Source organism: Acinetobacter sp. YH12137, from assembly GCF_013418535.1.
GTDB lineage: Bacteria > Pseudomonadota > Gammaproteobacteria > Pseudomonadales > Moraxellaceae > Acinetobacter.
Genome location: NZ_VPBW01000003.1, coordinates 46358 through 59478 on the forward strand (window position 1 = coordinate 46358; position 13121 = coordinate 59478).

The window sequence follows — 13121 nt, forward strand, 5'->3', positions numbered from 1 at the left end:
TATTATCCTCTTGGTACTGGGCCAGTCATACTTGAGTGACGGGAGTCACCCAGAACGGAAATCATCAGCATGGTCGCACCGACTACGGTGACATAGACACCGACATCAAATAGTGCAGCAGAAGCCAGATGCATATCGCCAAGTAATGGCGGATGGACATGAATATGGGCACTGGTCAGGAAAGGACGTGACCAGAACCAGGCTGCGATGCCAGTCAGGCCAGCAATAGTCAGGCCGACGCCAATCCAGATTTCATAGAGACGTCCAGATTTAGCTCCCAGCATTTTTTCTGCATGATCCTGACCAATGGCAACGTATTGAATGATCAAAGCCAATGAGGTGACCAGACCGGCAATAAAACCGCCACCCGGAAGATTATGGCCGCGCATAAAGATATACAGACTAACCACCAGTGCTACCGGCAAAATCCATGATGCAGTAATTCTTAGCATCAAAGGGGAGGGGTTAAAACGGTAAGTCAGGCCTTGGGTAATGGTGGTGCCATGAGCACGCATACCATCCATCAGACTTAGTACCCCAATGGCGGCAATCCCGAGTACGGTAATCTCGCCAAAGGTATCTAAACCACGGAAATCGACCAGAATTACATTGACGACGTTTGTACCGCCACCAAGCGGAATCGATTGTTGGATGAAGAACCAGGAAATTGAATTATGGTCACGTGTCATAACTAGCCAGGCAACTGTTGCAATTCCTAGACCTCCGCAGACTGCAATCACTGCATCTCGCCAGCGTCGGGTCGGGCTGGATTCATAAGGCGTTAATTGTGGCAGGAGTGACAGGCTCATTAGTAGCAGAACCGTCGTTACTACATCGACTGTAATCTGGGTCAAAGCCAGATCGGGTGCTGAAAAACCAATGAAAACCATGGTGACGACCAGACCGACCGCACCGCTGATCAGGATGGCTTTAATCCGTTCATGATGGAACCACAGCATCATCCAGCAGGCTGAGAACAGCAGTAACCATAGAACGATGGCCAGAACTGGTGCATGGGTCAGTTCGCGGCTACCGGTGTCGATCCCATTGACGACGAGTGGATAGCCCACCAGACCAATGGTAAACAGCACCGTCCACAAAATATAACTTTGCAGTTTGCCATTTTCAGTCGCACGGCGGAAACGTCTTGAATTCAGTAACAGATTTTTCAGGAACAGATCAAACAGTACACGACCTTGCAGTTTGCCCAGTTTCGGATCCAGATCAATTTCCCGAATTGCGCCGCCTTTGGCCAGTGCAAAATAGAAAATTGCACCGCCGAATATCGCGATGATACTCATCACCAAAGGCAGATTAATACCGTGCCAAAGGGCGAGGTGAGTGCCTTCAAAGGCGAAATTCTGGGTTGACGCTTGTGTGGTGCTATTTACAATCTTTTCGACCAGTAATCCTGGTAGCAGACCAACTGCAATACACAGAAAAGCCAGTAAGATAGCCGGTGCACGCATACCAAATGGCGGCTCATGCGCAGCTTTATTTGGGACTTGCTGGCCTAACGGACCATCAAAAAACACGCCATGTACCAGGCGAATCGAATAGGCGACAGCGAAAATCCCGGCCAGTGTTCCTGCAATAGCAGCACCGACCATGACTGGGCCACTTAAGTTTGCGACCAGTTCGGTAAAGAACATTTCCTTGGACAAGAAACCATTGGTTAATGGAATACCAGCCATGGAGGCGGCGGTGATCATGGTCAGTGTTGCGGTAAAAGGCAGCATTTGCCAAAGACCAGACAATTTTCGCAGATCACGAGTACCGGATTCATGGTCAATGATCCCGGCAATCATGAATAGGGCAGCTTTAAAGGTTGCATGGTTAATGATATGGAAAATTGCTGCTGCCACGGCCAGTGGTGAGCCAATACCCAGCAAACACATGATCAGGCCCAAGTGGCTAATAGTTGAATAGGCCAACAGACCTTTCAGATCTTCTTTAAAGATGGCAAAGAACGCTGCCACACACAGGGTAAATAACCCGATAAAAGTAACAATATTATGGAACAGTGCCGCGCCTGCAAAAATCGGCAATAAACGTGCGACTAAAAACAGGCCCGCTTTGACCATGGTGGCAGAGTGCAGATAGGCAGACACCGGCGTCGGTGCTGCCATGGCATTTGGTAACCAGAAGTGAAACGGGAACTGCGCACTTTTGGTAAAAGCACCGAGTAAAATTAATAATAATGTCGGTACAAATAGGGCATGTGCCTGAATCTGTTCGCCCATCATCAGGATCTGGTCAATCTGATAGGTACCCGTCATCTGTCCGAGCAGAATAAAACCACCCAGCATAGATAAGCCGCCCATGCCGGTAATGGTTAGAGCCATGCGTGAGCCGCGTTGGGCCGCTTCGTAATTGCTCCAGTAACCAACTAGCAGGAAGGAAGAAATACTGGTGAGTTCCCAGAAAATCAGGAGAATCAGAAGATTATTAGACAATGAAATACCGAGCATCGCTGCCATAAACAGCATCAGCAGGAAATAGAGTTTACTCAGGGAGTTTTTAGGACTGAGATAGTAATAGGCATAGATATAAATCAGGGTACCAATTCCACTAATCAGCAGAGCAAACAGCATGCCCAAAGCATCCAGCCGGAAACTGAAGTCGATTCCAAGCTGGGGTAGCCAGGACCAGGTCTGGGTAATTACCGTTCCATTAAATACAGCAGGCGCCTGACTCAACAGTAATAAGAAACTGCTGAGGCTGACGGCAATTGCTCCTAAAGCCGTTACCCCGCGTGAAAATTGCTTCAGCCACGAGACAAGGGTTGTGCCTAATACTAACGGTAACAATATAATAATTGGCAGCACACTCGTATCCATTGTCGTGATATAGGTTAAGGTCAACCTAGGGTGAATCTTTATCTTTCAAGGATTACAGGACCGCAAAGAGCGACCCAAAACTTCTCGATCTTGAAAGCCAGAATGATATTCAAACAGAATAAAACAGTTGTATTGCGCAACTTATAAACGATAGCAAATTCCGATTTTACAACGAAAATTGCAAGTAAAACCGATCATATTACAGGATAACCACAACATCAATGTTTTTATGTAGAACTTGTAGATTATACGTAAGCTTGGTTTTGATATGGGGTGCATGCTTGAACATCTCGTACAAATTTGACCGAAAATAAAGATCAAACTCCCTGCATTTATTGATAAAAATTTATAACTTCTTGATCAGGAATGCAGAAAATCAAAACCTATTCTTGCATCCTGATTTTAATTTTTAAATTGCATTATCGTTTCAGCACTAGTTAAGAAGATTGAGGCAGGCTTTGTGAATTATCCTGACTCAACAGTTGTAAAAGTTCTTGCTGCTGTTCTGTGCTTAGCTGTTCCTGAATCAGTTGCAAAACAGACTGAGCCGTCAAGTTGACTATTTCTGGTTCCTGAAGTGCATCTTCAACTTTTTCTATATCTGAATGATTTTGGCTCATCTCAAGCGGCAACTCTGCATAAAAATGATCATACTGAACCTGCATTGGATTTAGATGGATGGGATGCACCTGTTTATTTTCCAGTTTTAGACACTGAAAATCCTGAGCCTGCTCCAGCAATTCCGGCCGGTTTCCAGTCACAATAATCTGCAAGTTAGGAAACGCCTGATGCAGACGCGGTAAAATGACGGCGGCCATGTCCTGATCCAGTTGATGATCAATTTCATCAATCAGTAAAATGCCAGTACCTTCCTGACAGGGAAATAAGCTGTGCGGATTAAGCAGACAAAGGCGCCGTACAACATCTCCCACCAGTGCAATCCAGTTCCGGATACTGCTCGACAACTGCTGAAAGCTAAAGGTGTGATCCTGATAACGCACCATCAATTGCAGCTTGGGCTGGTAGTCCAGATAAATCTGGCTAAGTTCTGGTAGTACAATGGATAAAGCTTCACGCAAGGCAGTCAGGCTCGGTGTATGCATATGTGCTTTAGCTTTTTCAATTTGCTGGACCAGCTGATCTGCCTGTATATCATCCGATTGCTGTAGCGCCTGATCTAGAATCTGGTCAATGATCTTGGCACTTTGTGCATTTTCGATATCACTGATTTCACGAAACCATTCAAAGAAACGTGCAAAAGTCGTAAAAGGGATAGCAGTAATTTCATAGGCATGCGCAGTCTGAAAAATGGCCTGATTATTTTTGCTGAGTAAATTGATTTCATTGACGAAGCGTTCAGCCGGATAATAGGCGACCATAGGCAGGCCGAGCAAAGGGTCATGTTGTCTTGCCTTCTGATAAAGATTCACCATGGTATCGAGTTGCTGGGTTTCCGCTTTGGCAAAGCCAATGCCCTGACTATTTAAAGTTTTGTATAACTGCCAGGAACAGGATTGGGCAGGAGCTGCTTCTCCCTGTGCTGATTCAGGTAATGGTCCCAAATCATCAGGAAAACGCACCTGGATATCAATTTTGGATTGCAGACGATTTTGCAGGATATCCTGATCCAGCATACTTAAACCTGCGGTACGCAAGTCGCGAAAACGTGCAGAAAACCAGGTCAAAGCCTGATAACTCAAGCGCAGCAAGGTGGTTTTACCCGAACCCTGATCACCCAGAATTAAAGTCACAGGTGATTTTTGCAAATCAAAATCGAGCTGGATATTGGAAAAGTGCAGAGCATGTTTGAGTTGTATTTTTTCGATGTGCATGGATCACCTGTAGCGTGATTTTTACATCTATGTTTTACCTTAGCCGACGGCTTGGCGCAGTGACTGTGGCATCCTGATTTTCAGTTGTTGAATGAGGTCATAAATGTGATGAATATTTAAGCTTACTTTAGCACGAGTACAGGCCACGTAAAGCAGACGTAACTCTTCGTCACTAATTTTATGGTCTTTCTCATTCAGCTTGAACTGGTAGTCATCTTCAATATGCACACGATCCCATTCCAGACCTTTGGCCTTATGCGCGGTAGAGATGATGTAGTCCGCTTGTCCGATTGGGGTGATTTTGGCGAGGGCAGTTTTCAGGGGATCAGTGCCATGTTCATCGACCAGTTTGACTAAAGGCTTGATATCACTGCCTTCATTGGTCTCACAGTATTCGTGTACATCATGCCAGGAATTAAACCAGGCCAGTTCAGGTACATCAACCACACGTTTGCCCTGTTTCAGCATCGCAGCGGCATCAACAAAACGGTTTAATTTGACATGATCGGCTTGCAGGCTGACTTTATCGCCACGTACTAAACCGGCAAGTAATAGTTCCATAGCACGCGCATTGGTCCGGCATAGAATCGCATCGCGTAATTTAGTGTGCGGTTTATTGACGACTTTGGAGTTTAAGTGCGGATTACCGAGTAGGGGCACGGTTTCATTCAATGCTCCCAAAATCGCATTGGCATTTAACGCAATTTCAGGCCCGAAACGGAATGAAGTGGTCAGACGAGATTCGGGTAGCGGCAGCTGCTGCATGGCATTCACTGCGCCACGCCAGGCATAAATCTGCTGATGCGCATCGCCGACATAGATGACCTGAGTGCTACGCTGTTTCAGCAAAATTCCCAGCATCAGTGGGTCGGCATCCTGTGCTTCATCAAACAGCACATAGTCGGCAGGAATATTGGGCTCAGACAATGCCCAAAGTTTCAGGTAAATATCATGCCCAATCCCGGCCTGATGATTGGGATCAATTGACTCTAACCAACGCCGTTCAACTGCTGGATAAAGTTTCTTTTGCAATGCTTCAATATCATCTGGGTGTAGCCAGCTCGGTGCCTGAATATGTCGCGGGGCGGGATATTGCGAACTGGTCGAGCAGAAATAGCCGACTGCGTTCGCAACCAGACTGGCCAGACGCGAAGGCATCAGCACATATTTTTCATAACGTCCGCCCATCATCCGGCGCAAGGTCATGGGCTCAAGGCGATATTCTTTGGCAATAAAGCTTGGACTTAAACGCGGTAGGCGTAGTTTATCCGTGACTCCACGTGGAACACTGCGAAAAGCCAGGGAGTGGAAAGTACGGCAGTCGACACCACGATGAAACTTGTTTTGTGCTTCTGAGGCAATGGATTTATTAAACGCCAGATACATGCCGCGCCGTTCCGGCATGGCATCACTGATCATTTGCAGGGTCGTAGTTTTACCTGTGCCCGCATAGGCAATGACTTTAAAAGATTTTCCCAGACGTGCGTTATCAATAGCAGTTGCCTGCTCATAGGTCGCTTTGGGTTTTTGCAGATCATACACAGGTAGATTCATTCACGATTTAATGTTGGCGATTGGCTTTTTCAACCAGACCGGATAGACCCTGACGGCGTGCCAGTTCATTCAGGACCAGTTGCGGATCCAGGTCGAAGTAACCGAGCATCACAATGGTATGGAACCATAGATCAGCCACTTCATAGATCAGGTCATTCTTGTTGTCTTCAGAGGCTTCAGTTTTGAAATCTTTAGCCGCGATCACGGTCTCAAAGCTTTCTTCACCGACTTTTTCCAGAATCTTGTTGAGGCCTTTATGGTACAGCTTGGCCACATAAGAGGATTCCGGATCGGCTTTCTTACGCTCTGCCATCATCTCGCCCAAGTATGACAATACTTCAACCTGTTCAGACTGAGCGGTTGAGGCATTCATAGCAAGGGTATGTGGATTTGTTGATTTTTCACCATAGATTGCTGCTGGATCTTTGATTTGTACATCCACAATTTCCCAGCCATTTGGGGTTAATTTACGGTAGAAACATGATTCACGGCCGGTATGGCAGGCAATACCACCATGCTGTTCAATCTGTAAAATAATTACGTCCGCATCACAGTCCAGACGGATTTCATGCACAGTTTGGAAATGGCCAGATTCTTCGCCCTTATGCCATAACTTGTTACGTGAGCGGGAGAAATATACTGCCTGATTTTTTTCGGCAGTTAAAGCCAGCGCTTCACGGTTCATCCAGGCGACCATCAATACACGACCAGTTTGATGGTGCTGGGCAATGGCAGGGATCAGACCTTGTTCGTTAAATTTTACTTCATCGAGCCATTGCACGTTGTTCATAAGGGTTTCCATTAATTGAATCAGAATATAAAAAGATGGATAGGAAATATCCGTCCATAGTGTACGTGATCTCGTCGCATTTGCGGCAAAAATCTGTGCCTGAAAAGACAGGATGTGTCGTTGGGCGCATTCAGATTATAAACCTGAGCGGCTGAATCGCTAAAGTACAGAAATAAAATAGCCGCCAGTAGGCGGCCGGAATATTCTTGAAGAAATTACCAGTGCTCGCCCGGGAAGATCCGTGCATAGGCCTTTTGCACCCAGTTCAGTTTTTGTGGCTGACCCACTGATGCTGAAGAGCTTGGGAACAGGTTATAACCGATCGACATCAGGACATTGTTGATGTCTGGTGCAATCGCATAGGTAATCGAAGCCAGACGTCCCAGATTGGTCGCCACTTTCTTCGGACGTTTCACAATCGCATAAGCAACCAGTTCGGCTGCCTGTTCCGGAGACAGGGTAGGCACATATTTATAAATCTTGGTCGGTGCGATCATTGGTGTACGAACCAAAGGCATATAAATTGAAGTGATTGCAACTTTATGTGAATGGACTTCTGCAGACAGACAGCGGCTGAAAGCATCCAGTGCCGCTTTAGATGCGACATAAGCCGAGAAGCGGGTGGCGTTCGCCAATACACCAATCGAGCTGATATTGATGATATGACCTGCACGGCGAATCATCATTTGCGGCAGGATATTCATCACCAGGCGCACTGCACCAAAATAATTTAGCTGCATGGTACGTTCAAAATCATGAAAACGATCTACTGATTCATGCACCGCACGGCGAATCGAGCGGCCCGCATTGTTAATCAGGATATCGATATGGTCGACTGAAGCAATAATCTGTTTGGACACTTCATCAATGGATTCCATATTGTTGAGATCACATGGAAATACTGAAGCTTTACCGCCTTTGGATTCAATTTCTTTTTTTACTTGTTCTAGGGTGTCTTTGGTACGCGCGACCAGTAAAACATGTGCGCCAGCATCTGCCAGCTGATGTGCCGTCGTTAAACCTATACCACTGGATGCGCCTGTAATGAGAACAGTTTTACCTGCAATACGTTTTTCCAATTGTTTCTGTAGTCTAGTTTTCACGTTTGTTATCCCTAATTTGAAGACTGCGTTCAAATTATTTTTATTAAAAAATCAAAGATGGCTCTAAAGAGATAAGAGCGAAGATGAGTACTAATATAATAACTAATTATTTAAGAAAATCTATACATTAAACTATTGAAAATAAAATAAAAATTAGAGTAATTGCTCTAATTGTGTTCGCCGTTTCAATTGATTTTTATCATGAAAATAAATCACAAAGCAAGTGATTGTATTCAAAAAATAAATAAAAAAACTCCAGCATTTTTGCTGGAGTTTTCTGCTTTAAAATGGCGCTTAAACTGCTGCAAGAGATTGTTCCAGATCCGCAATCAGGTCATCAATGTGTTCAATTCCAATCGATAAGCGAACCATATCTTCACTCACACCTGCTGATTTGAGCTCTTCAGGATTGAGCTGGCGGTGGGTGGTGGTTGCAGGATGACAGGCGAGACTCTTAGCATCCCCAATATTGACCAGACGGGTGAACAGTTGCAGGGCATCGATAAAACGGGCACCGCCTTCACGGCCACCTTCTACACCAAAAGTCAGAATGGCAGACGGTTTACCTTTCACATATTTTTGTGCCAAAGCATGCTGCGGGTGATCTTTCAGACCGGCATAATTGACCCATTTTACTTTTGGATGTTGTTGCAAATATTCTGCAACCTTCAGCGCATTTTCGGTATGACGTTCCATACGCAGGCTCAAAGTTTCCAAGCCTTGCAGAATTAAAAATACATTTTGCGGGCTGATCGCTGCCCCGGTATTACGCAGAGGTACGACACGAGCACGCGCGATATAGGCAGCTTCACCTAAAGCTTCGACATAATTGACACCGTGATAGCTTGGATCAGGTGTATTCAGAGCAGGGAAACGCTCGGCATGTTGCCCCCATGGGAACTTGCCACTATCCACGATAATACCGCCGATCGAATTACCATGACCGCCAATGTATTTGGTGAGTGAATGCACCACGATGTCGGCACCGAAATCAAAAGATTTTTGTAGGACTGGGGTGGCAACCGTATTATCAACGATGACTGGTACGCCATATTCATGCGCAATCTTGGAAATCGCTTCGAGGTCAATAATATTGCCCAGTGGGTTTCCAATTGATTCCACAAAAACCAGTTTGGTCTTGTCATCAATTAGGCCACGTAATGCTTCCGGGTCTTGATAATCAAAGAAGCGAACTTCGATCCCTTGTTTAGGCAGCGTATGCGCAAACAGGTTATAGGTGCCACCATATAAAGTGGACACCGAAGCAATATTGTCACCCGCTTCAGCAATGGTCTGAATCGCATAGGTAATCGCAGCCATACCCGAAGCTAAAGCCAGCGCACCAATACCACCTTCCAGAGCTGCAATACGTTGTTCTAGCACCGCTGTGGTAGGGTTCATAATGCGGGTATAAATATTGCCCTGAACTTTCAGGTCAAACAGATCGGCACCGTGCTGAGTATTGTCAAAGGCATATGAGGTGGTTTGATAAATTGGCACTGCCACAGCTTTAGTAGTAGGTTCCGGGCTATAGCCTGCGTGAATCGCTAAAGTTTCTGCTTTATGAGTCATGATCGTTGGTCTTCTTGTGTTTTTAGCTGTAATGAAACTGCTCAAATATTAGCACTTGAAATATGAAGAAAAGTGCATATTTATTCAAATGAATATCTTAATTAACGATATAGCATCAATAAAATAATGCAAGTTTAGGTGTCAGAAATGCTGTTTGAAAAATAAACAGGATTAAACTTGTAACAAGGCATTAACTTCACGTGAATGGCTTATGTTTTGAAGACTTTCTGCGTATAATAGCCGATTATTTTTTCGCTCATGATTGAGCAGGGGGAGTTTGTTTCTTCCCCCATTTGGTTTTTCAATTGAGGAGTCCTACGTGGCCCAATATATTTATACGATGAACCGAGTGTCCAAGATGGTTCCGCCAAAGCGCGAAATCCTCAAGGATATCTCCTTATCATTTTTCCCAGGCGCAAAAATTGGTGTGCTTGGTCTGAACGGTGCAGGTAAATCTACTTTGCTTCGTATTATGGCGGGCGTAGATAAAGATTTCTCTGGTGAAGCACGTGCGCAACCGGGTATCAAAATTGGTTACCTCGAGCAAGAACCACCACTTGATCCAACCAAAGACGTTCGTGGCAACGTTGAAGACGGCGTACGTGAAGCACTTGATGCATTAGAGCGCCTTGATCAGGTATTTGCAGACTATGCAGATCCAGATGCAGACTTCGATGCACTAGCAAAAGAGCAGGAAAAACTGGAAGCAATTATCCAGACTTGGGATGCGCATAACCTGAATAACCAGCTGGAACAGGCTGCAGCAGCATTAAATCTGCCTGCATGGGATGCAGATGTAACCATGCTTTCAGGTGGTGAACGCCGTCGTGTTGCATTGTGCCGTTTACTGCTGTCTAAACCAGACATGCTGCTTCTCGACGAACCAACTAACCACTTGGATGCAGAGTCTGTATCTTGGCTGGAACGCTTCCTGAAAGACTTCCCGGGCACCATCGTAGCGATTACGCACGACCGTTACTTCCTTGATAACGTGGCCGAGTGGATTCTGGAGCTTGACCGTGGACATGGTATTCCTTACCAAGGTAACTATTCTTCTTGGCTGGAACAGAAAAATGCGCGTTTAGAACAAGAGAACAAGCAGGAAGAATCGTTTGCTAAAGCATTGAAAAAAGAACTTGAATGGGTTCGTTCAAATGCGAAAGGCCAGCAGAAGAAAAACAAAGCACGTATGGAGCGTTTCGAAGAGCTTAACTCTCGTGAATTCCAGCAACGTAACGAAACATCTGAAATCTATATTCCACCTGGTCCGCGTCTGGGCAACAAGGTGGTTGAAGTTGAAGGGATTAGCAAATCGTTTGGTGACAAACTGCTGTATAAAGACTTGTCTTTCACAGTACCACCAACAGCGATTGTCGGTATCGTAGGTCCAAACGGTGCAGGTAAAACTACATTGTTCCGTATGATGACGGGCGAACAGCAACCCGATACTGGTACAGTGACTTTGGGTGATTCTGTAAAAGTTGCTTATGTGGGTCAGATTCGTGACACCCTGGATGACAATAAAACCGTTTGGGAAGAAGTGTCTGGCGGTCTGGATATCCTGAAAGTGGGTGATTACGAAATTGCATCTCGTGCTTATATTGGGCGCTTTAACTTTAAAGGCCAAGATCAGCAAAAACGTGTAGGTGAATTGTCAGGTGGTGAGCGTAACCGTTTACAACTTGCGAAAATCCTGCAACAAGGTGCGAACGTAATCCTGCTCGATGAACCATCAAACGACTTGGACGTAGAAACTTTACGTGCGTTAGAAGATGCGATTTTGGTCTTCCCGGGCTGTGTGATGGTGGTATCGCATGACCGTTGGTTCCTGGACCGTATTGCGACTCACATCTTGTCATTTGAAGATGAGACTCCAGAATTCTTCACCGGTAACTATACCGAGTTTGAAGAGTATCGCCGTAAGAAATATGGCGATGATCTGGCAGCGAAGCGTCAGAAATATCGCAAAATTGGTGCTTAATCAAAGCGCATAAAAAAACCAGCTTTCGGGCTGGTTTTTTTCTTTAATATTGGACACTCATTTGGCTATAAGTATTTGATAACAGTTGTGCAGCTTTTAAATGACCTTGCTGTTTAGCCTTATTCAGCCATTCCTCAGCATGAAAATAATTCTGATCTAAACCTAGACTACCTTTAAGAAAGTGTTTACCCAGTCTATATTGCGCTTCGGCGTGACCACGTGTTGCTGCACTTAAGTAGTTCCAGAAAGCATTGCGTTGATAATTTTCTTGCTGCTCTAGCTGCGTAATTTGAAATTGTTCAGCTTGGCGTTGCTTTAAAATATGGCAAAGCTTTTCAAACTGTACAGCTTCCAGATAATAGGTGTCTGCTTCAGAAATATAATTTTCCATTTCTGAACCTGTTGGCTCATCATGAGAAAACAGAAAATGTATGACTTTTTTAAGTTTAAGCATTTTTATTCCTCACCTTTGCCATTATTAACAATTAATTAAACTATCCACTAAAGACTACAATATAAAGCGGTTTTATTTCGGTAATGAATTACATGCTTTTAGTCTCATGTTGATATTTTTGTGTATTTAATGAGCAAAAACAAGCAGTAGAAATAAAAAAACTTCATTTTAAAAGTGAAGCAAATTGGAAGAAATATGAATTTGTTGTTCTAGTCGACATTTTGATATTAGGGGTTAGAAGATTTAGTTTTACTAATAAAAAAATCTTGCATAAACATGCAAGATTTTTCGGCTTTGAAAATGAGTGAACTCTAGAAATCAGATTTCCCACTCATGATTGCATTCACGGCATTTCCATTTCTTTTGGCTTTGCATGAAAGCCTGCATGGAAATTTTAAAATCAGGCAAATCTTTATAGAACATGAAGCCTGCGATCAGACAGATAATAAACACGATCACAGTAGCGGTCTGTAAAGTCGTACCTGCACCATCTCCAAAAATCCACATCGCGATGCTAATGATGACCAGCAGCAATAATACAAACAGGGCAGGCACCAGCATGATCAGGCTTTTAGGCACGACTGGGCGCGCCGCCGGTTGACCTGGCTGAGCAACGGGCATGATTTTTGGGCTTTGACATTTAGGGCAACGATATTGCATTACTACTCCAAAATTCTAAATTACTGATTATTTTATCGGAAGATACGCAAAAACCGAAATACCGCCAATATAAAACAGACAGACAATAAAAAACCCAAGTCACAATGCTTGGGTTTTTTATTAAGATGTTGCCATCTTGAATATGGCGTCCCTACGGGGATTCGAACCCCGGTTACCGCCGTGAAAGGGCGATGTCCTAGGCCTCTAGACGATAGGGACAAATGAGGCAAATACACAGGTAAAGCAAGACTTATTTGGTGGAGTCAAGGAGGATCGAACTCCTGACCTCTACAATGCCATTGTAGCGCTCTACCAACTGAGCTATGACCCCAGTC

At 44.7% G+C, this 13121-nt stretch carries 9 protein-coding genes and 2 tRNA genes; 1 reads left to right on the top strand and 10 read right to left on the bottom strand.

Annotated elements, in window-relative coordinates; translation table 11 throughout:
• Nucleotides 1–2 precede the first annotated feature (2 nt).
• The 6 genes from FTU72_RS02440 to FTU72_RS02465 all read right to left on the bottom strand — a co-directional run bounded on the left by FTU72_RS02440 (nucleotide 3) and on the right by FTU72_RS02465 (nucleotide 9691).
• Nucleotides 3–2840, bottom strand: a complete 2838-nt coding sequence (locus tag FTU72_RS02440; protein ID WP_180052422.1) for a monovalent cation/H+ antiporter subunit A — start codon at nucleotides 2838–2840, stop codon at nucleotides 3–5.
• Nucleotides 2841–3277: 437 nt separating this feature from the next.
• Nucleotides 3278–4672: an AAA family ATPase gene (locus FTU72_RS02445; protein WP_180016609.1), complete on the bottom strand. Its 1395-nt coding sequence runs from the start codon at nucleotides 4670–4672 to the stop codon at nucleotides 3278–3280.
• Nucleotides 4673–4711: 39 nt separating this feature from the next.
• Nucleotides 4712–6226 (bottom strand): AAA family ATPase, encoded by a 1515-nt coding sequence (locus FTU72_RS02450; RefSeq protein ID WP_218947495.1) that lies wholly within the window; start codon nucleotides 6224–6226, stop codon nucleotides 4712–4714.
• A 7-nt stretch (nucleotides 6227–6233) separates the two neighbouring features.
• Entirely contained in the window at nucleotides 6234–7016 is a 783-nt protein-coding gene (hisIE, locus tag FTU72_RS02455; RefSeq protein ID WP_166136369.1) for a bifunctional phosphoribosyl-AMP cyclohydrolase/phosphoribosyl-ATP diphosphatase HisIE, read from the bottom strand.
• A gap of 215 nt (nucleotides 7017–7231) precedes the next feature.
• Nucleotides 7232–8119, bottom strand: a complete 888-nt coding sequence (locus FTU72_RS02460) for an SDR family NAD(P)-dependent oxidoreductase (protein ID WP_034169744.1) — start codon at nucleotides 8117–8119, stop codon at nucleotides 7232–7234.
• A gap of 294 nt (nucleotides 8120–8413) precedes the next feature.
• Nucleotides 8414–9691, bottom strand: coding sequence for a bifunctional O-acetylhomoserine aminocarboxypropyltransferase/cysteine synthase (locus FTU72_RS02465; RefSeq protein WP_180016608.1), 1278 nt, complete (start codon nucleotides 9689–9691; stop codon nucleotides 8414–8416).
• Nucleotides 9692–10010: 319 nt separating this feature from the next.
• On the opposite strand from FTU72_RS02465, the gene ettA reads away from it, so the two are divergent.
• Nucleotides 10011–11672 carry an energy-dependent translational throttle protein EttA gene (ettA, locus tag FTU72_RS02470; RefSeq protein ID WP_005233568.1) on the top strand — a complete coding sequence of 554 codons (1662 nt, stop codon included), beginning with the start codon at nucleotides 10011–10013 and terminating at the stop codon, nucleotides 11670–11672.
• A 43-nt stretch (nucleotides 11673–11715) separates the two neighbouring features.
• Here ettA and FTU72_RS02475 read toward each other — a convergent pair whose 3' ends face one another.
• The 4 genes from FTU72_RS02475 to FTU72_RS02490 form a co-directional block, all read right to left on the bottom strand.
• The gene (locus FTU72_RS02475; RefSeq protein WP_159122703.1) at nucleotides 11716–12126 is read right to left on the bottom strand and encodes an SEL1-like repeat protein; all 411 of its coding nucleotides are present in this window, start codon (nucleotides 12124–12126) and stop codon (nucleotides 11716–11718) included.
• Between the two features lie 318 nt (nucleotides 12127–12444).
• On the bottom strand, nucleotides 12445–12786 hold the full coding sequence (locus FTU72_RS02480) for a hypothetical protein (protein ID WP_004787163.1): 342 nt from the start codon (nucleotides 12784–12786) through the stop codon (nucleotides 12445–12447).
• A gap of 143 nt (nucleotides 12787–12929) precedes the next feature.
• Nucleotides 12930–13005 (bottom strand) — tRNA-Glu (locus tag FTU72_RS02485).
• Nucleotides 13006–13041: 36 nt separating this feature from the next.
• Nucleotides 13042–13117, bottom strand: a tRNA-Ala gene (locus FTU72_RS02490).
• Nucleotides 13118–13121: the final 4 nt, after the last annotated feature.